At 35.5% G+C, this 18,406-nt stretch carries 22 protein-coding genes; 2 read left to right on the plus strand and 20 right to left on the minus strand.

Annotated elements, in window-relative coordinates:
- Positions 1–46: 46 nt before the first annotated feature.
- The 14 genes from ACE3RB_RS11065 to ACE3RB_RS11130 form a co-directional block, all read right to left on the minus strand.
- Positions 47–487: a DinB family protein gene (locus tag ACE3RB_RS11065; protein WP_374464275.1), complete on the minus strand. Its 441-nt coding sequence runs from the start codon at positions 485–487 to the stop codon at positions 47–49.
- A complete protein-coding gene (locus ACE3RB_RS11070) occupies positions 487–1,650 on the minus strand; it encodes a methylmalonyl-CoA mutase family protein (protein ID WP_374464276.1) in 1,164 nt (387 codons plus the stop codon). The genes ACE3RB_RS11065 and ACE3RB_RS11070 overlap by 1 nt, the downstream gene beginning before the upstream one ends.
- A 93-nt stretch (positions 1,651–1,743) precedes the next feature.
- Entirely contained in the window at positions 1,744–2,100 is a 357-nt protein-coding gene (locus tag ACE3RB_RS11075) for a septum formation initiator family protein (protein ID WP_002979124.1), read from the minus strand.
- A gap of 4 nt (positions 2,101–2,104) precedes the next feature.
- The gene (gene udk, locus ACE3RB_RS11080) at positions 2,105–2,719 is read right to left on the minus strand and encodes a uridine kinase (RefSeq protein WP_002979122.1); all 615 of its coding nucleotides are present in this window, start codon (positions 2,717–2,719) and stop codon (positions 2,105–2,107) included.
- Between the two features lie 212 nt (positions 2,720–2,931).
- Positions 2,932–3,237: an ATP-dependent Clp protease adaptor ClpS gene (locus tag ACE3RB_RS11085; RefSeq protein ID WP_374464277.1), complete on the minus strand. Its 306-nt coding sequence runs from the start codon at positions 3,235–3,237 to the stop codon at positions 2,932–2,934.
- 15 nt (positions 3,238–3,252) lie between these two features.
- A complete protein-coding gene (locus ACE3RB_RS11090; protein ID WP_374464278.1) occupies positions 3,253–4,611 on the minus strand; it encodes a hemolysin family protein in 1,359 nt (452 codons plus the stop codon).
- Between the two features lie 269 nt (positions 4,612–4,880).
- Positions 4,881–5,744, minus strand: a complete 864-nt coding sequence (atpG, locus tag ACE3RB_RS11095) for an ATP synthase F1 subunit gamma (protein ID WP_002979116.1) — start codon at positions 5,742–5,744, stop codon at positions 4,881–4,883.
- 86 nt (positions 5,745–5,830) lie between these two features.
- The gene (atpA, locus tag ACE3RB_RS11100; RefSeq protein ID WP_374458955.1) at positions 5,831–7,408 is read right to left on the minus strand and encodes a F0F1 ATP synthase subunit alpha; all 1,578 of its coding nucleotides are present in this window, start codon (positions 7,406–7,408) and stop codon (positions 5,831–5,833) included.
- Positions 7,409–7,424: 16 nt separating this feature from the next.
- A complete protein-coding gene (locus tag ACE3RB_RS11105) occupies positions 7,425–7,856 on the minus strand; it encodes a hypothetical protein (protein ID WP_131434265.1) in 432 nt (143 codons plus the stop codon).
- A gap of 1 nt (position 7,857) precedes the next feature.
- Positions 7,858–8,397 carry an ATP synthase F1 subunit delta gene (atpH, locus tag ACE3RB_RS11110; RefSeq protein ID WP_374464279.1) on the minus strand — a complete coding sequence of 180 codons (540 nt, stop codon included), beginning with the start codon at positions 8,395–8,397 and terminating at the stop codon, positions 7,858–7,860.
- Between the two features lie 2 nt (positions 8,398–8,399).
- Entirely contained in the window at positions 8,400–8,897 is a 498-nt protein-coding gene (locus tag ACE3RB_RS11115; RefSeq protein WP_002979110.1) for a F0F1 ATP synthase subunit B, read from the minus strand.
- Positions 8,898–8,980: 83 nt separating this feature from the next.
- A complete protein-coding gene (atpE, locus tag ACE3RB_RS11120; protein ID WP_002979108.1) occupies positions 8,981–9,175 on the minus strand; it encodes an ATP synthase F0 subunit C in 195 nt (64 codons plus the stop codon).
- A gap of 45 nt (positions 9,176–9,220) precedes the next feature.
- Complete coding sequence (atpB, locus tag ACE3RB_RS11125; protein WP_332386615.1) at positions 9,221–10,318, minus strand: F0F1 ATP synthase subunit A; 1,098 nt, start codon at positions 10,316–10,318, stop codon at positions 9,221–9,223.
- 59 nt (positions 10,319–10,377) lie between these two features.
- Positions 10,378–10,749, minus strand: a complete 372-nt coding sequence (locus ACE3RB_RS11130; RefSeq protein WP_374464280.1) for a hypothetical protein — start codon at positions 10,747–10,749, stop codon at positions 10,378–10,380.
- Positions 10,750–10,924: 175 nt separating this feature from the next.
- On the opposite strand from ACE3RB_RS11130, the gene ffh reads away from it, so the two are divergent.
- Positions 10,925–12,286: a signal recognition particle protein gene (gene ffh / locus ACE3RB_RS11135; RefSeq protein WP_374464281.1), complete on the plus strand. Its 1,362-nt coding sequence runs from the start codon at positions 10,925–10,927 to the stop codon at positions 12,284–12,286.
- Positions 12,287–12,360: 74 nt separating this feature from the next.
- Here ffh and ACE3RB_RS11140 read toward each other — a convergent pair whose 3' ends face one another.
- The 6 genes from ACE3RB_RS11140 to ACE3RB_RS11165 all read right to left on the minus strand — a co-directional run bounded on the left by ACE3RB_RS11140 (position 12,361) and on the right by ACE3RB_RS11165 (position 17,320).
- Positions 12,361–13,029 (minus strand): porin family protein, encoded by a 669-nt coding sequence (locus ACE3RB_RS11140; protein WP_309871509.1) that lies wholly within the window; start codon positions 13,027–13,029, stop codon positions 12,361–12,363.
- A 75-nt stretch (positions 13,030–13,104) separates the two neighbouring features.
- Entirely contained in the window at positions 13,105–13,767 is a 663-nt protein-coding gene (locus tag ACE3RB_RS11145) for an outer membrane beta-barrel protein (protein ID WP_374464282.1), read from the minus strand.
- A 73-nt stretch (positions 13,768–13,840) separates the two neighbouring features.
- Positions 13,841–14,485, minus strand: coding sequence for an outer membrane beta-barrel protein (locus tag ACE3RB_RS11150; RefSeq protein ID WP_278353243.1), 645 nt, complete (start codon positions 14,483–14,485; stop codon positions 13,841–13,843).
- A gap of 457 nt (positions 14,486–14,942) precedes the next feature.
- Complete coding sequence (locus ACE3RB_RS11155) at positions 14,943–15,440, minus strand: hypothetical protein (protein ID WP_374464283.1); 498 nt, start codon at positions 15,438–15,440, stop codon at positions 14,943–14,945.
- A 138-nt stretch (positions 15,441–15,578) separates the two neighbouring features.
- Complete coding sequence (locus ACE3RB_RS11160) at positions 15,579–16,244, minus strand: porin family protein (protein WP_374464284.1); 666 nt, start codon at positions 16,242–16,244, stop codon at positions 15,579–15,581.
- Between the two features lie 116 nt (positions 16,245–16,360).
- On the minus strand, positions 16,361–17,320 hold the full coding sequence (locus tag ACE3RB_RS11165; RefSeq protein ID WP_002979097.1) for a PhoH family protein: 960 nt from the start codon (positions 17,318–17,320) through the stop codon (positions 16,361–16,363).
- Between the two features lie 131 nt (positions 17,321–17,451).
- Between ACE3RB_RS11165 and ACE3RB_RS11170 the strand changes: the two genes are divergently transcribed.
- Positions 17,452–18,279, plus strand: coding sequence for an S-adenosyl-l-methionine hydroxide adenosyltransferase family protein (locus tag ACE3RB_RS11170; protein ID WP_374464285.1), 828 nt, complete (start codon positions 17,452–17,454; stop codon positions 18,277–18,279).
- Positions 18,280–18,406 lie beyond the last annotated feature (127 nt).

Raw genomic sequence — 18,406 nt, forward strand, 5'->3', positions numbered from 1 at the left:
CATAAATCTACACAAAATCTTGTTCGAAAAATGATTATTAATCAAATTATCTCTTATAGAAAATGTAATCCGTCAATATCGGGGTCAAACCGTTCTGCTTAAGCAAAGAATTGATTTGCCCTCTGTGATAGGTAGAATGGTTGACTGCATGAAAAAGCATTTCAAAAATACTGTTTTCAAATTTTGTCCCTCTTGAGTTCTGGTATTCTATTCTTTTATCCAAATCAAGGGTACTGATAATGTCAATACTTTTAAGAAAATTCTTATGATTAATCTCCTGCAGAGACTCAAAAGGATTGATCTGCCAGACTTCAAAGGTGGATTCTCCAAGTATTCTGGCATTCCAGATCTGTTGTGCATTAAGGGTATGATTAATCAGACTGATCGTTTTATCATCTACAAGTTCTCTATTCTCAGCAATAACTTTAATCATTTCAGCATTGAAATGATAGGTGTATTCAAATAAATCGATCAGTTTTTCTTTCATTACTCAAACATTTCAGCCCAGCGAACCGCTTTTATTTCTTTTTCGTTGTAAAGATCAGCAACAGACTTTTTAATGTCTAATTTAGGGTATAAATTCACTCCTATCAGCTTTATTTTTCCTTCTTCGATCCATTGCTGCTCTTCCACAGCATGATCATAAATCTTTTTCTGAACAACTCCTTGTCTTAATAACTCAAGATATCCCCCCGCTTCTTCCATTTCAACGAATAAAGCCCATGCTTTTTCAGCAAACTGACGGGTAATATCTTCAACATAATAACTTCCGTTGGAAGCATCTTCAAATACATTGATGATACTTTCGTAGGCCAGAACAATCTGTTGCTTGAAGGAAATTTCTTCTGAATTATCCGTACTTCTGTCCACAAGGTAATTGTTGGAGAAAACAGCGTCTGCTCCTCCAATCATGGCTGAAGCAAGTTCCAGTGTGGAACGGATCAGATTGTTTTCATTATCAGAAACGGCTTTATTTCGCAATGAAGTCTCTGCAAAGATGTAAGGAACTTCATCCAGTCCGTATTCTTTGGAAAGCTGGTTAAAGACTATTTTAAAAGCTCTCAGCTTTGCCATTTCAAAGAAATAATTTCCTCCTACCGCTATTCTGAAGATGAGTTTGTTTACAATTTCAGCACCGTATGCCTCTATTAATTCTTTGGTTTTAGCAAGGGCAATACCAAGCTGCTGATAAATCGCCGCTCCGGCATTCTGGTGGAGTGAAATATCTACACAGATGTTTCTTTTAAAACCTTTTGCCAGTAATTCTTTTGCCAGCTGATCATCAATATTCCCTTCTTTTTCATTAAAAACATCGATCAGCGAAAAATACTGATCCTCTTCTTTAGGACTGATGTGCCCTGCAAGATCTTTATTATTCACAAAAAGAGTCTTCTGATCCAGATTTTCTACATTCTGATCCAGCATAAATGCAAATACTTCCTCTTCCAGACTTTCGTGATATCTTGCTACCAGATGGGTACTTTCTTCAACTCTGGGCAGGTTTACCAAAGGCTTCTGCACTTCTGTATAAAAAGGCTTCACCTCTATTCCTTCCAGATTCTGTTTCTCTAAAACAGGGTAAATATCCTCTGTTTTAAGCTGTTTTCTGACTAAATTTTCCCAGTTTGAAAGTATATCTGTATTTGACATTAGTTTTTTATTTGTGAATTGTCAATAGTGAATTTGCTTGCAAGTGAATTTTGAAATTAAATATATTTCACATTGAAATTCTATTCAACTTTATTATTTCTTAGCGACTTTTGTACTGTCTACCACCAAAATGAAGATTTCTTCATTCGGTTTTTTCATAAAATAATTTTCTCTTGCGTATTTTTCTTTCTCTGATTTGTTATTCATCAGTTTTTTATAAAAAGCATCATTTTTCTCGTACTCTTTTTTATAATAGTCCAGCTGCTCTTCATATTTATGAATCTCACCATTCAGTTCGTTAATAACAAGAAATGAGGTTTTATCGAAAAAAATCATCCATACCAAAAACAGACAGATCGTAATGGTATACTTGTTCAAAACATATTTCTGGATAAGTTTGAATGTTTCAGATTTCGGCTGAATGTCTTTGATAAGGTTGTTTTCTTCCATTTTTTTAATGTTTTTTCAACGAGTTTTTAATAACAGTAGTTAAAAAATCTATCGCTACGGAATTCTGCTTCATATTCGGGATAATAAGATCGGCCTCATTTTTAGACGGCTCAATGAATTCCTGGTGCATAGGTTTCAAAGTAGTCTGATAACGGTGCAGCACCTCACTCAGATCTCTTCCTCTTTCCTGGGTATCCCTCCTGATCCTCCTGATTAATCTTTCGTCAGAATCAGCATGAACGAATACCTTCAGATCAAATTCTTTCAGTAATTCTTTGTTGGTAAGAACAAGAATTCCTTCTACTACCAATACGTTTTTAGGTTCTACAGTGACATGATCTCCTGTTCTGGAATGAGTAACAAAGCTGTAAATCGGCTGTTCAATCGGCTCGTTGTTTTTTAAAGCTTTTACATGTTTTATCAGTAAGTCAAAGTCTATTGATTTTGGATGGTCATAATTTAAAGCCTCTCTTTCCGTCAATGTAAGACCCTGGTTGTCGTGATAATAATTATCCTGAGAGAGGATATTCATTCCCTCAATATCAAGCTGCTGAAGTATCTTGTCAACAACTGTAGTTTTGCCGGATCCTGTACCACCGGCAATTCCTATTACAAGCATTGTTTTTTTGTTTCTTTATAGTTGGTACAAATATACTATTTTAGATAAAATGTGACAATGTAAGTGTGTTGAGAAATTAAAAGATTAAAGCATTTAAAGATTAAAATATTTTCAGGAAACCGGCCAGTCTTTATGATTTATTGTTATTACTCAAATTTACTCTCTGGATTTCATAAAAAAAGTCCGGTAAATTTTATTACCGGACTTTATTTTTATACGATTTCGCTTGTTAATTCGCGCGAAATTAATTTTTCATGCATAGGCTTCAAAACATCCATTGAGCCTGTTTTTACGGTACATTTACCCTTGTAATGAACAAGAATCGTACATTGCTCAGCCTGCTCAAGGGTATGTTTGCATATTTCGATCAGGCAGTCAATTACATAATCAAAGGTATGAATATCGTCATTGTGCAGTACCAGCTTATAAACGTCATCCGTATCATCCAGAACAAGGACTTCTTCTTCATACTGACGTTTTGGGTTTTCGTAATCTTTTATACTGTTATAAAAATCCATTGTTACGGTTTTGTTTTAAACTTCTCCGATCTTGTCTGCCAAATTATCTACAGTGCTAGGCTCCTCATACACAAGCTCTACCAGCTCAACACTTTTATTATTCATCTTCAGAATTTTAAAATGATAGTTGGCCAGGTCAAACTCCTGATTTTCTTCAGGAATCTCTTCCAGTTCATAAAGAATGAATCCTGCTAATGAATTATATTCACTTTCTTCAGAAAGCGGCAGTTTTTTAGGTAAAAACTCATTGATTTCGTCCAAAGGCTGGGTAGCCTGTACCCAATAGGTATTTTCAGCTATTTTATCAACGATTTTTTCCTCATCATCTTCTTCGTCCTGAATTTCCCCTACCAGCTCTTCTAGAATATCCTCCAGGGTAATAATCCCCTCTGTTCCTCCGAATTCATCAATCACAATGGCAATATGCTGTTTTTTAAGCTGAAAGGTCTTCAGCAAATCTGAAACTTTTTTGCTTTCTACCACAAAGAAGGCATCCCTCATGAGATCTTTAAGGTCTTCATGATCAAGGTCTCCTTTTCTTTTTACATATTCCCTTATAATCTCCTTGGTATAGAAAATCCCGATCACATTGTCAATTGAATCAATATATACAGGAATACGGGAATATCCGCTGTCCATAATCTTGTTGATAATCTCATTGATATCTTCTTCAAAGTCTATGGAAGTGATATTCTGTCTCGGCACCATGATCTGCTTGGCAGAATGGTCTGTAAAATCAAATGCATTTTTGATGATCTCATAGTTTTCCTCTTCAATCTCACCGCTATCCGCACTTTGCTTTACCAAAAGCTGGAGCTCTTCGGTAGAGTGGATCTCCTGTTCGGAAGCCGGATGGATTTTGATTAACCTCAGGAAACCATTTGACATCGAGTTCATCAACCAGATAAACGGTTTAAAGATCAGGTAGAAAACTCTCAATGGAACTGCTGTTGCCATGGTAGTTGCTTCAGATTTTCTGATCGCAATTGATTTTGGAATAAGCTCACCAAACACAATGTGCATGATGGTAATTAATACGAAACTGATCACCAGTGATACCGAAGTAATGGAAGCCTGGCTCATTTCCATATTAAGGGAATGGAAAATATTTTCAACAATATGATGCAGGGCACTTTCTCCTACCCAACCCAAGGCAAGGGATGCCAATGTAATTCCTAATTGTGTAGCGGAAAGATATTCATCAAGATGCTTGATGATATGTTCTGCCTGCTTAGCCATAGAATTTCCTTCTGCAGCTTTTAACTGAATTTGCGAATAACGAACTTTAACAATTGAAAATTCTGCGGCTACGAAGAAGCCATTTAGTAAAACAAGAAATAAGGCCAGCAAAAGCCTGACTATGTCCGAGTCCATTTAGAAGTTGTATAAATTTTATTAAGTACAAAGATATGTAAAATAAAAATAACCTGAATCCGGGATAGATTATTTCGATGAAGGAATTTTTGAAAGGAAAATATGAAGTGATCTGACCGTGTTTTTGCTCAATAAAAAAAATAATTAAGGTCTATTATCATTATGATGTCAATAAAGAGCTTTTTGGATATTAAATGACATTTTTAGCCTTGTAAAAATAAAAAAGCACCGATAATATCGATGCTTTAATTGTATGTTAAAATAATTCTTTACGAATTTTTCAAAGCTTCTGCTCCGGAAACAATTTCCAGGATTTCGTTGGTAATTGCTGCCTGTCTTGCTTTGTTGTAGAAGATCACAAGATCATTCTTTAAAGCCTGGGCATTATCTGTTGCTTTGTGCATTGCTGTCATTCTCGCTCCGTGCTCAGATGCTACTGAATCTAAGATCGCTTTGAAAACCTGAGTTTTGATAGACTTTGGAATCAAATTATCAAGGATTTCAGCTCTGTTAGGTTCAAAGATATAATCAGTTTCAACCTGTGGCTCTGTATTTTCAGGCATTGAGATCGGAAGAAGTTTTTCTGTAGTTACTTCCTGAGTAGCTGCATTAACGAATTTGTTATAGATAACATAAACTTCATCAAACTTTCCTTCTTTGAAGCTTGTCATTACTCCTTCAGTAATATGTGCAACTGTATCAAAGTTCAGATTATCATAAACAGAACTTCCATTAGCATAAACCGAACGGTTTTTTCTTACAGCATCATATACTTTTTTACCTACCGGAAGAACTTCAATCTCATACTGAGCGTTGTTCTGGAACTGGATGTTAAGCTCCTTTACGATAGAAGAGTTAAAAGCTCCCGCAAGACCTCTGTTTGAAGTAACAGCGATGAAAAGTACTCTTTTAACCTCTCTTTTCTGAGCATATACAGAAACCTGGTCAGGATCAGAGCTAGAATTTACATTCTGGATAAGCTCCTGTAATTTTTCAGAATAAGGTCTTAACATTACGATTGCGTCCTGTGCTTTTTTAAGTTTCGCTGCGGAAACCATCTTCATAGCACGTGTAATCTGCATCGTAGATGAAATTGACGTAATTCTGCCTCGTATTTCTTTTAAGTTTGCCATAATTGGGGTTAGCTGTTGGTTGTCGGCTGTTGGTTGCTAGTTTAGAAAATTCTGTCTACTAACAACCAAAAACCCTCAACTAATTTTTAGTTATATTTAGAAGCTAAATCGTTAGCTGCCTGCTTAAGAACACCAGTGATTGAATCATCGATTTTTCCAGCTTTGATAGCAGCCATTGTATCAGGATGCTTAGATCTAAGGAATGCGATGTACTCGATTTGGAATTCTTTTACTTTTCTGATAGGAACGTTTCTCAATAAATTCTCTGTTCCTGCGTAGATCATAGCAACCTGGCTGTCTACAGGAAGTGGAGAGTTTACAGGTTGTTTAAGGATTTCCACGTTTCTTTCCCCTTTAGAGATTACCGCTAATGTAGCAGCATCAAGGTCAGAACCGAACTTAGCAAACGCTTCTAATTCTTTATATTGTGCCTGGTCTAATTTTAACGTACCAGATACTTTTTTCATTGATTTAATCTGAGCATTACCTCCAACTCTTGATACAGAGATACCTACGTTAATCGCAGGACGAACCCCTGAGTTGAATAGATCTGATTCAAGGAAAATCTGTCCGTCTGTAATAGAGATTACGTTGGTTGGGATATACGCAGAAACGTCACCAGCCTGAGTTTCAATGATCGGAAGAGCTGTTAATGAACCTCCACCTTTTACGATTGGTCTTAAAGACTCAGGTAAATCATTCATTTGTTTAGCAATTTCGTCATCAGCAATTACTTTTGCCGCTCTTTCCAATAATCTTGAGTGAAGGTAGAAAACGTCTCCAGGATAAGCTTCACGGCCCGGTGGTCTTCTTAAAAGAAGAGAAAGTTCACGGTAAGCCACAGCTTGCTTGGATAAATCATCATAAACGATCAATGCTGGTCTACCTGTATCTCTGAAGAACTCACCAATTGCAGCTCCTGCCATCGCAGAATACACCTGCATTGGAACCGGATCTGACGCATTAGCCGCAACGATTACCGTATAAGCTAAAGCTCCTTTATCTGATAACGTCTTAACGATTTGTGCTACAGTAGACGCTTTTTGTCCGATAGCAACATATATACAATATACAGGATTACCTGCATCAAAGAATTCTTTTTGGTTGATGATCGTATCAATCGCAACAGTAGTTTTACCTGTCTGTCTGTCACCAATGATAAGCTCTCTCTGTCCTCTTCCTACAGGGATCATAGAGTCGATTGCAACGATACCTGACTGTAAAGGTTCAGTTACCGGTTGTCTGTAAATAACTCCTGGAGCTTTTCTTTCCAATGGCATTTCGTATAATTCCCCAGAAATAGGTCCTTTACCATCGATAGGATTACCTAGAGTATCTACTACTCTTCCCAACATACCTTCTCCTACTTTAATAGAAGAGATTCTGTTTGTTCTTCTTACGGTATCTCCTTCTTTTACTAATTTACTTTCACCAAGTAGCGCAACCCCAACGTTGTCTTCTTCAAGGTTTAGTACAATACCTTCTACATCACTAGAAAATTTCACCAACTCTCCGTATTGTACGTTTTCTAACCCGTATACACGAGCAATACCATCACCGATGGTTAAAACTGTACCTACTTCCTCAACGTTTGATTGAGTATCGAAGTTGGCCAATTGCTGTTTTAAGATCGCAGATACTTCTGCCGGATTTATTTCTGCCATTGTATGGTTGTTTTTCTTATTTAAAAAGTTTAATTTTTAGATCTTCGTTAGAATATTTAGCGATAAACAAGTCGATTTTAGATTCATCAGCATTTCCGTTTTCGTCAAAAATACCAGACTTATAGATATTTTTAATGATATCTTTATCTGCTAAATCTGTAACAAGTTCTTTGTTGTATTTCAAAAATCTTACTGTATAAATTACTTTAGTCCAGTAAGGAGATTCGTTCGGATAAAGCGGTGGTGTTTTAGGAACCTGGTAAGTAGAGCCTAAAGCGGAAACAACTGCATTATCTTTAATGTCAGATAGAATAAAATTAAAATCATTTGTTTCAATATGATAGGTTTCCTTATCATCAATAAATACTTTATCTTTTTTAATCTTAACTTTTTGACCAAAAGCTAAGAATGAAAAAGCAAGCATTGATATGTATAAAACCTTTTTCATATTAGTTCAATTGGAAATCTTTTTTAACTTGGTTAAGTTTTGTCTTCACAGACGCATCTACCTGCTGGTCACCTACTCTCAGAATATATCCTCCAAGAATTTCAGGCTTAACATTTACTTTCAGATCAAAGTTTGAATCAGCATTTACAAGATTTGTAGATCTTAAAATCTGGTCAAGGTTTTCTTTTGAAAGCGGAGTTGCTGTAGTAAGCGTTACTCTCTGTACACCGCTAAGGTCTTCTACTTTGTTGATGAATTCCTGAGCGATATTTTTCAATTGGTTTTCACGTCCGTGTTTAATCACCAATCTGATCAGATTTTGAGAAGAAACAGATAAACCTTTGAATATTTCGCTTGCTACTTCTATTTTCTTTTTAGAATCGATGTAAGGAGTAAGGAAAAACTTGTTTAAATCTTTAGATTCAGCCATTACCTTTACTACATCTTTCATTTCTGAAAATACAGTAGCCGTTTGCCCTGCTTCGTTGGTGAAGTCAAGTAAACCTTGTGCGTATCTTTTAGCTACTTTAGATGTAAGCATTCTTAGTTAAGGTTTGATTTGTTTAAATAATTTTGAACTAATTCGTTTTGAGCTTCGCTGTTGTCCAGCTTTTGCTTCAAGATAGATTCAGCAATGTTTACAGATAAAGTACCGATTTGAGTTTTGATGTCTGCCATAGCAGCATTTTTCTCAGCATTGATAGTCTGTTTAGCAGCTTCGATCATTTTGTCTCCTTCAGCTTTAGCAACATCTTTAGCTTCTCCTACGATTCTGTCTTTAATTTCTCTAGCTTCTTTAAGGATAGCATCTCTTTCGATTTTAGCTTCACGAATGATTCTTTCGTTATCCTCTTTTAAAGTTTCCATTTCTTTTCTTGCTAATTTAGCTTGATTAAGAGCGTCAACAATAGAGGTTTCTCTGTCATTGATAGACTTTAAAATAGGTTTCCAAGCGAATTTACCTAACAAAAATAATAATGCTAGAAAAATAACAGACTGGATAATAAATAATCCTGATGAAAACTGATGAATTAATTCCATTATATAAATGTATAAATAATTATTACTTTTTTTAAAGAACCATTACCTGTAACCAACCGTTACAGATAATGGTTTGATTTTAATTAGTTTACTGCAAATAGAGCAGCAAACGCAACACCTTCTACAAGTGCAGCTGCGATAAGCATAGCTGTTTGGATTTTTCCAGATTGCTCAGGTTGTCTAGCGATAGCTTCAAGAGCAGCAGCTCCGATTTTACCAAGACCGATACCTACACCTAGTACTACGATACCAGCACCTACAATTTTAGGGATTTCCATAATATATAATTTTAAAAAATTTGTTTTACTTTAATTAAATTTCAATTAGTGAGCAGCATGATGTTCGTGCTCGTGCTCTTCTACTGCCATTCCGATAAACAGAGCTGATAACATTGTAAAGATATAAGCCTGTAAGAACGCTACCAATACCTCTAGTAAATAAATTACCAATGTAAGGAACGGGAATGCAACACCTGCAATAAAGTTTTTGAATACGTAGATCAATCCGATCAAACTCATTACTACGATGTGACCTGCTGTCATGTTTGCAAAAAGTCGGATCATCAAAGCGAATGGTTTAGTGATTGTTCCTAATAATTCGATAGGAAGCATAATCAGTTTCATTGGAACCGGAACTCCTGGCATCCAGAAAATGTGTTTCCAGTAATCTTTATTCGCTGAGAATGTTGTAATCAGATAAGTAAGGATCGCAAGGAAGAATGTCATTGTAATGTTACCTGTAACATTGATCCCGAAAGGCATTAATCCAAGAACGTTAAGAAAAAGGATAAAGAAGAATACAGTTAATAAATAACCCATAAATCTCTTATACTTATGCCCGATGTTAGGAATAGCAACTTCGTCTCTTACAAAAATGATTAGAGGCTCTAAGAATCTTGCTGCACCTGTAGGGATAGCTGATTTCTTATAGGATTTAGCGATTCCAACAAATAATACAAACATAAAGATTGATACCAATAAAATAATCAGTACACTTTTCGTAATAGAAAGATCCAAAGGCTTTTCATTAGTTGGATGACCATCTTCACCAAGTGTTAAAGTTCCTTTTGCATCCGTCTTATAAATTTTCTCATGGTGCAGTACATAATAAGAACCATCTACTTCCGTAGGCTCTCCGTGCATGAAACCTTCTTTGTTACTCATGAAAGAATGGAAACCATTATCATAGAAAATAACAGGAAGAGGGAAACCGATATGGTGACCTTCTTTATCAACCATCAATGTGAAATCATGTGCATCTAATAAGTGATGATCGATGAACTCCTTGTTTTCCTTGCTTACTTTGTCTTTCTCTGAAAGCTCTTGAGCAGGAGCTGCCCCAGCAGTAGCTTCACCGTGCTGTGCAGACACTAAGTTTAATACAAAAATACTGTAGAATAAAACTGCGAATTTCTTAAACATTGATAGGTTTTTTTCGTTGTGCAAAAATATGATATTTTTTCTAGTTTCAATAAATTATTTTACTGTTTTTTATCATGATTAATCAGCTTGATTGCATAGTATGTAAGCAGTGCTGTCAGGACAAAATATGGGATAATGAAATGAAATTTATAGCCTGGAATCACTTCAAAGTTCAGTTTTTTTCTGATTAAGTACATCAAACCGAATTTTAAAAGAATCAAACCTATGACAGACAACCCTAAAAATTCCGGCGCTACCCTATTGATTAAAATGATAAGAGTGATCATCATCATAAACATGACACTCAGAAAAAGATAAAATTTTATGATCACTATTTCATCCAGATGAAAAACAAATTTCCATAGAGAAAAATGCACCAGGAAAGTCAGAAAGAATAAAACGACAACAAGGATATTGGGATTGATCTTCATTCTATATTTTAATTGATCGCAAAAATAGACTTTTTCTATCGTATTATCGTATGATTTGATATTTATCATTTTTCTCTGTATAATAATATTGCGTATATATATAATATTACGTGCTCAAACACTTTGGATATGCTAAAAATTCCTTATTTTTGCAAACCTATAATTTACAATAAATATGTTTAACAGTTTACAGGATAAATTAGATAAAGCGCTTCATAATATTTCAGGACGTGGAAAAATCACGGAAATCAATGTAGCGGAAACCGTAAAAGAAATTCGTAGAGCATTGGTGGATGCCGATGTTAATTATAAAGTTGCAAAAGATCTTACCAAAAGGGTTCAGGATAAAGCTTTAGGACAAGACGTTCTTACATCACTTACTCCTGGACAGCTCATGACGAAAATCGTTCATGATGAATTGGTAGATTTAATGGGAGGTTCTCAGGAAGGAATCAACCTTTCGGGAAAACCTTCTGTAATTCTTATTGCAGGTCTTCAGGGTTCTGGTAAGACGACATTTTCCGGAAAATTAGCAAATTACTTAAAAACCAAAAAAAATAAAAAGCCTCTTTTAGTAGCGTGTGACGTTTATCGTCCTGCTGCGATTGACCAGCTAAAAGTTTTGGGTGGACAAATCGGAGTTCCCGTTTTTACGGAGGAAGGTTCTATGGATCCGTCAAGCATTTCTCAGAATGCTATTAATTTTGCTAAATCTAATGGTCACGATATCGTGATTGTGGATACAGCAGGTCGTCTGGCGATTGACGAGCAGATGATGAAGGAAATTAAAACAGTTCACTCTGTTATCACACCTAATGAAACCTTGTTCGTCGTTGATTCCATGACTGGTCAGGATGCGGTGAATACGGCGAAAGCATTCAACGATACTTTGAATTTTGACGGCGTTGTTTTAACGAAATTAGATGGTGATACGCGTGGTGGAGCTGCTTTAACGATCCGTTCCGTGGTAGAAAAACCAATCAAATTTATTTCTACCGGTGAAAAAATGGAAGCCTTAGACCTTTTCTACCCGGAAAGGATGGCAGACAGAATCCTGGGAATGGGAGACGTTGTTTCCCTTGTAGAAAGAGCTCAGGAGCAGTTTGATGAAGAAGAAGCTAAAAAACTTCACAAAAAAATTGCTAAAAACGAGTTCGGTTTTGACGATTTCCTTAAGCAGATCAATCAGATCAAGAAAATGGGTAATATGAAGGACCTGATGGGGATGATTCCCGGAGTAGGAAAAGCGATCAAGGATGTAGAAATCAGTGATGACGCATTCAAGCACATTGAGGCAATTATCTACTCTATGACTCCTGAAGAAAGAAGAAAACCTTCTATTATCAATACACAAAGAAAAAACAGAATTGCCAAAGGTGCCGGAAGAAAAATCGAAGATGTGAATCAATTGATGAAGCAATTTGATCAGATGGGTAAAATGATGAAGATGATGCAGGGACCTCAGGGAAAACAAATGATGCAGATGATGAGCAAGATGCCGAATATGCCTGGAATGGGTGGAATGTTCGGAAAATAAGAAAAAGAAAGACAAAATCATTCATAAAAAAACTCTCAGAAATTCTGAGAGTTTTTGTTTTCATAGATATCTGTTTATTTAAACTTGTAGCCTACTCCTAGCTGGAAGAAATTCATTTTTAATGTTTCACCATCCACAGGATTCTTGATCATATTGGTAAGACCAAAACTGTAACGAGCATCTACAAATAATCCTTTGTATACATTATAATCTGCTCCCAGGAATAAACCAAAATCGGTAGATTTCAAACCATCATTCAGCTCTTTTTCCAAATAACGTTCTCCTTCTTTAAGCCCGGAAGGATCTACCATACCAGCATTAGGACCACTTACTTCAAATTTTGCTTTATTATTCGTTTTAAAGCTTACATAAGGACCTGCATAAATTCCCAGTTCCGGCGTTGCATAATATCTTGCAGATACAGGAATAACAATCCTGTTAAGGTTCATCTTTTCAGTTAAGGTAATACCTGTACCTGGCATTCCAACTTCAGCTTTTCCACCAAGATTAGCATATTCTACCTCTCCCTGAACAGCAAACTTATTATTGAATTTATGCTCAACCAATCCTCCGATATAAAACCCTGATTTGGATTTTAAACTGGCTTCGAATCCTCCAAATTCGAAATCGCCCTCACTGGAATTTAATTTTGATAAAGCATAACCTGCTTTCACACCGAATGTAGTTTGTGCATTCAGACCTGCAAATAAAGCGATTGCAGACGCTAATAAGATTTTTTTCATGATTATTAATTAAATAGTTTTCAAACTTAAAAAAGCCCGGGATATTGATCCAGGGCTAAAGTATATATTTGTTTATTATTTTGCAAATACATATTTTACTCCAAAAGTCACGGAACTTAAACTGATTCCAAATTTGTAATTATCAGTTCTTTTTGCCCCTTCAATGTCTTTTTTGTAAGTATTGTACCCGAATTCCCCTATTGTAGCTTCAATTGACCAGTTCTTAGTCAGGAAATAATCCAGACCCGGCTTAATATTCACTCCGATGTTGGTGTAGTTATTTTTTTCTGTAAACGGAGCGGAAAGTATAGGATCTCCGCCATCACCTTCACTGTTAAAATCCCGTTTTTCATTACCGAATTCCAATGGAACCTGTAACTGTCCGAAGATGTATAATTTATCGGATAAAGTCCAGTATTTTCTCACAAAGGGAGCAACAACAAATGCGTTGTCCGTATTTTTAATTTCAATTGTATTAAGGAATTCAAAACCACTTACCGTATATTTTGTAACAGCACTCTTATAGCCCACACCAAGCCCTATTGCCAAGTTGTTATCCACGAAATAACCAGCTGTAGGAAGAATTCTGATTACATCATCCTTTGTTTTGGCTTCGAATTCATTCTTTTCATTGTGGTAATATTCTACCTGACCTGAAAGATAAGAAGTTCCTTTTGCAATCTGTGCATTCGATAAAGCGAAAAGCGCAACAGCGCCCATCAATAAGATTTTTTTCATGATTATTATATTAGTTTTACAGAAAAAAAGCCCTAAGAGTTTCTCAGGGCTTTCTTGCTATATGCTTTGTTTATTATTTTGCAAATACATATTTAACTCCGAAAGTTACAGAAGATAAATTCAATCCGAAGTTGTAGTTGTTTGTAGCATCACCATCTTTTGGTTTGTAGTTGCTATAACCGAACTCACCGATAGTAGCTTCGATAGACCAGTTCTTGTTTAAGAAATAATCTAAACCTGGCTTCACAGTAACACCGATTTTAGTGTATTTAGCTTCAGTAGAAGTAGAGCTTGTAACAACTGTGTTTCCTACTGTAGTTACAGAGTTAGTTTCATTCTCAGTTTTACCAAACTGCATTGGAACTGCTAATTGACCGAAGAAATATAACTTGTCAGATAAAGTCCAGTATTTTCTTACGAATGGAGCCACAACAAAAGCTGGTTGCTTAGTTACGCTTTCACTTACTGTGTTACCCACAGTGCTAGTTAGGGTGTTTTTTTCAGTTTGGTAACCAACTCCTAATCCGATTGCCAAGTTAGTGTTTACGAAATATCCAACTGTAGGTAATACGTTGAAGTTTTCTTTTTTATCGTTACCGTTGTTAGTTTCTTCTTGAGAATAACCAACAGATCCTGATAAATATGTAGTTCCTTTAGCAATCTGAGCGTTTGATAAACCAAAAAGTGCAACAGCACCCGCTAATAATATTTTTTTCATTGTAAAAAATTTTAATACTTTCTGAGGGCAAATTTACAGTGGCTACTACGAATATTAAAATTTGTTAACGTGATTAATATCAGTACTAAATTTTAGGGTTTTATAAAAATAAATCATACTTAAGAGATACTTTTGAGTTTTTCACAATATTATGAATAAAAAAATCACATTTTAACAATAAGAGCCAGATATATTTAATTTTTTAAATTTTTACTTTTTCCCTAAAATACCATGGATTCTGGGAAAATGCCAAAAACAATTAACCTAATTTGTTAATTTTTAAGTTATTAACTCTTAAAATTCAAACAAATGTTTATTGTCCGGTTCTGTTTTTCACTTTTGAGTCCGCTGTAAATCCATTTATTTTTAAAACTTTCCATCAAAAACATCCGTATAACTTATTATATAATAAAAAACTCCGGCCTTCGGCCGGAGTTCAGTTATTTTTAAGTTGCCTTTATTTAATAAAGAAGTTAAACCCTAAGTTGACAGCGCCTACGGTCCAATCATGCTTGTACCAACCATAATCACGTCTGTTACTGATAGACTGATATCCGATATACAGCTCTCCTTTGGACATCTGGTATCCGAATTTAGGCTGTGCATAGAAACCACCATCTACCCCATCTTTTGTAGAAATACCGTATCCAAGGTCTAATCCTACAAAAATAGGAGCTCCTTTAAATTTATATTTCCCGGAAACAGCTACAGGAACAAATCCGAAATCATCAAAGTTATCTTTTCCGAAGAAATGAGAATATCCTGTTGTTACCCCAAGGTCAAAACCTTTCGCAATATTCCACATATAAGCTGCATCCACTCCTAATGTAAATGAAGATACATCGCTTGCATCAGATACAGGAACACCAATATGACCACCCAATTTGAAACCTTCCTGTGCCTGAGCAACACCTCCTAAAAGTGCAAAAGCACCTAGTAATAATAGTTTTTTCATTTTTTTAAGTTTAAATTTTACTTTGCAAAAATACTAATTATTTTCATCATTAAGATAAAACAGTCTACAACGAAAAAAGCAGGACAAAATTTGCCCCGCTTTATATTTATATCATGATTTGATATTAAAATTCCAGAATTAGTTTCCTCCGAATTTGAAACCTACACCTACCTGTACGAAGCTATTGGTTAACTTTTCATTCCCTTCAGCATGTTTCGCAAGGTTAGAAACTCCAAGATTGTATCTTGCATCAAAGAACAATCCGTTTTCCAATGCATATTCAGCACCAAGGAAAGGAGCAATGTTCAGAGTATTCAATTGATCTTTGATATCTCTTTCATCATTACCATCAATTTCAAAACCTGGAATTCCGAATCCGAAGTCAGCAGTAAGTTTTTGCTTTGCAGAAAAAATAAATCCGAAGCTTGCTCCTGCAGAAACGGATAATCCTTCCGTAATGAAATACTTGGCAGAAATAGGGACCAATAAAGTGTGATAAGTCTGCTTTGCTTTTACATTTAAAAAGGTTGTTGGATCTTCCGGATCAGCTTCAGCTACATTTATTTTTCCTCCAAGCGGCGAGTATAAAAGTTCTCCCTGCAGAGCAAATTTATCGCTCAGTTTATATTCAGCGATACCACCGATATAAAATGTATGCAAAGGATCTGAAGTTTCAGACTGATTATCTCCCTTTAATTTAACTGTAGAATAAGAGTATCCGGCTTTAGGACCAAATCGGAATTCTTGTGCATTTGCAGAAATTCCCATTACAGCGACTGCTGCAGCAAGTAAAAGTTTTTTCATGTTTAATTAGTTTTACATTTAAGGACTGCGAAACTAATTATTTTTTTTTAAAACACCAAATTTTGTCTTAATTTTAAGGTTAATAAAAGGTTAACAAAACTTTTACTGATACAGAGTTAGTCATTTCTCAGCCTTTTTTCTTCATCGTTATAAGCAAGGATAATCTTTCTTACTACCGGGTGTCTTACCACATCTTCTTCTGTAAGATGTACAAATCCGATCTCCTTTACCCCATTTAAAATCCTCATAGCCTCCTTCAGCCCTGACTGTTGATTTTTCGGAAGGTCAATCTGGCTTGGGTCACCGGTAATAATAAACTTGGCATTCATCCCCATTCTGGTCAGGAACATTTTCATCTGCGCATGGGTAGTATTCTGTGCTTCATCAAGAATCACAAAAGCATCATCCAGTGTACGTCCTCTCATGAAAGCTAACGGAGCTACTTCAATTACTTTTTTCTCCATAAAACCTTCCAGTTTTTCATGTGGAATCATATCACGAAGCGCATCATACAAAGGCTGTAAATACGGATCCAGCTTTTCTTTAAGGTCGCCAGGCAGAAATCCAAGACTCTCCCCTGCTTCTACAGCCGGTCTTGTCAGGATAATTCTTTTTACTTCCTTATCTCTGAGGGCTCTTGCAGCCAATGCCACACTGGTATATGTTTTTCCGGTTCCTGCAGGACCAATAGCAAAGACCATGTCCTTTTTCTCCGTTTCCTTCACTAGCTTTTTAAGATTGGTCGTCTTAGCCTTAATTACTTTTCCGTTGACTCCTTTTACGATAATATCCTGGTCAAATACCAGTTGTTTCTCATTTTCGTCTTTAATATTCAATATATTTTCAACATCTTTCAGTCCTATTGAATTGTTTTTGGAGATAAAACTGACAATATCATCCAGTTTTTGTTTCAGTATGTCTAAAGCTTCCTGATTCCCCATGGCAAAGATAAAATGATCTCTTCCTGTAATTTTAATGGTTGGAAAGCTTGATTTTATTAAGTTGAAATATTGGTTATTAACTCCATAGAAGATTTTCGCGTCGATATCTTCCAAATCATATGTTAATTCAAACATGCAGTATTTTTATTTTTAGATTTTAAAATTAAAGCTTTTTTTCAAATTTATATCAAATTCTTTTCAACAATCTTTCGGGCTTTCTTTTTATTTAAATAACTTTGCAATACCAGACTATTCTAAAATTACTCATGTCAATTATTACCCTTACTTCGGATTTCGGAAATTTGGACTACAGAGTTGCCGCTGTAAAAGGCAAAATTCTGTCTCTAAACCCTGAGGTTAATATTATTGATATCACCCACGAAATCCAGGCATTCAACCTTATACAGACTTCTTATATTGTAAGAAATGCGTACAAATATTTTCCTAAAGGAAGCATTCATATCCTTTCGGTAGACAGTTTTCACCACAAATCAAGAAAAAATATACTCTATAAAGCAGATGGATCTTACTTTCTGGCAGCAGATAACGGCCTTTTAAGCCTTATCTTTTTTGATATTAAACCGGAAGCCATCTATGAGCTTACGCTGAACAACCGCTTTGATGATGTCATCAACTTTACTTCTACAGACATTTTTGTTCCTGCAGCGGTACATCTTGCCAACGGCGGGCTTCCTGAAGTGATAGGACGGAAAATACATTCTGCAAAGCAATTAATGTTCCCGAGAGCCGTTTACAATGAATCGGAAGGTATGATCATTGGTGAAGTCACTTATATTGACAATTTCGGAAATATAATATCAAATATTAATAAAGATTTTTTCGAAAATATCAGTAAAGGCTACAACGGTTTTACCATAAAATTCAGAAATTTAAGCCTTTCAAGGATATTTTCCAGCCATACGGAAGTGGTTTCGGACTGGAATAGAGAGACGGAATTCCACGGACAGTCTGCTGCTATTTTCAATGATAGCCAGCTATTGGAGCTTACCATCTACAAAGGAAGCAAGAAAAACGGCGCCAAAAGCCTGTTTGGACTGAATGTGGGAGAAAATATTTACATCGAATTTAGCTAAGATTATATATTTCTTAAAAAAACCGATTTTTTTTATATATTTGTCAAAATCTAAAAATCAAAAATGGCAGAATACAAATTATTGCTTCCTTCCATGGGAGAAGGTGTTATGGAAGCGACAATTATCA

Origin of the sequence: Chryseobacterium sp., assembly GCF_041914225.1 — a bacterium.
Taxonomy (GTDB): Bacteria; Bacteroidota; Bacteroidia; order Flavobacteriales; family Weeksellaceae; genus Chryseobacterium.

Bases quoted from the DNA above. Each gene is read 5' to 3' on its own strand.
- ACE3RB_RS11065 (WP_374464275.1), bottom strand. From the start codon at position 487: ATGAAAGAAAAACTGATCGATTTATTTGAATACACCTATCATTTCAAT.
- ACE3RB_RS11070 (WP_374464276.1), bottom strand. From the start codon at position 1,650: ATGTCAAATACAGATATACTTTCAAACTGGGAAAATTTAGTCAGAAAA.
- ACE3RB_RS11075 (WP_002979124.1), bottom strand. From the start codon at position 2,100: ATGGAAGAAAACAACCTTATCAAAGACATTCAGCCGAAATCTGAAACA.
- udk (WP_002979122.1), bottom strand. From the start codon at position 2,719: ATGCTTGTAATAGGAATTGCCGGTGGTACAGGATCCGGCAAAACTACA.
- ACE3RB_RS11085 (WP_374464277.1), bottom strand. From the start codon at position 3,237: ATGGATTTTTATAACAGTATAAAAGATTACGAAAACCCAAAACGTCAG.
- ACE3RB_RS11090 (WP_374464278.1), bottom strand. From the start codon at position 4,611: ATGGACTCGGACATAGTCAGGCTTTTGCTGGCCTTATTTCTTGTTTTA.
- atpG (WP_002979116.1), bottom strand. From the start codon at position 5,744: ATGGCAAACTTAAAAGAAATACGAGGCAGAATTACGTCAATTTCATCT.
- atpA (WP_374458955.1), bottom strand. From the start codon at position 7,408: ATGGCAGAAATAAATCCGGCAGAAGTATCTGCGATCTTAAAACAGCAA.
- ACE3RB_RS11105 (WP_131434265.1), bottom strand. From the start codon at position 7,856: ATGAAAAAGGTTTTATACATATCAATGCTTGCTTTTTCATTCTTAGCT.
- atpH (WP_374464279.1), bottom strand. From the start codon at position 8,397: ATGCTTACATCTAAAGTAGCTAAAAGATACGCACAAGGTTTACTTGAC.
- ACE3RB_RS11115 (WP_002979110.1), bottom strand. From the start codon at position 8,897: ATGGAATTAATTCATCAGTTTTCATCAGGATTATTTATTATCCAGTCT.
- atpE (WP_002979108.1), bottom strand. From the start codon at position 9,175: ATGGAAATCCCTAAAATTGTAGGTGCTGGTATCGTAGTACTAGGTGTA.
- atpB (WP_332386615.1), bottom strand. From the start codon at position 10,318: ATGTTTAAGAAATTCGCAGTTTTATTCTACAGTATTTTTGTATTAAAC.
- ACE3RB_RS11130 (WP_374464280.1), bottom strand. From the start codon at position 10,749: ATGAAGATCAATCCCAATATCCTTGTTGTCGTTTTATTCTTTCTGACT.
- ffh (WP_374464281.1), top strand. From the start codon at position 10,925: ATGTTTAACAGTTTACAGGATAAATTAGATAAAGCGCTTCATAATATT.
- ACE3RB_RS11140 (WP_309871509.1), bottom strand. From the start codon at position 13,029: ATGAAAAAAATCTTATTAGCGTCTGCAATCGCTTTATTTGCAGGTCTG.
- ACE3RB_RS11145 (WP_374464282.1), bottom strand. From the start codon at position 13,767: ATGAAAAAAATCTTATTGATGGGCGCTGTTGCGCTTTTCGCTTTATCG.
- ACE3RB_RS11150 (WP_278353243.1), bottom strand. From the start codon at position 14,485: ATGAAAAAAATATTATTAGCGGGTGCTGTTGCACTTTTTGGTTTATCA.
- ACE3RB_RS11155 (WP_374464283.1), bottom strand. From the start codon at position 15,440: ATGAAAAAACTATTATTACTAGGTGCTTTTGCACTTTTAGGAGGTGTT.
- ACE3RB_RS11160 (WP_374464284.1), bottom strand. From the start codon at position 16,244: ATGAAAAAACTTTTACTTGCTGCAGCAGTCGCTGTAATGGGAATTTCT.
- ACE3RB_RS11165 (WP_002979097.1), bottom strand. From the start codon at position 17,320: ATGTTTGAATTAACATATGATTTGGAAGATATCGACGCGAAAATCTTC.
- ACE3RB_RS11170 (WP_374464285.1), top strand. From the start codon at position 17,452: ATGTCAATTATTACCCTTACTTCGGATTTCGGAAATTTGGACTACAGA.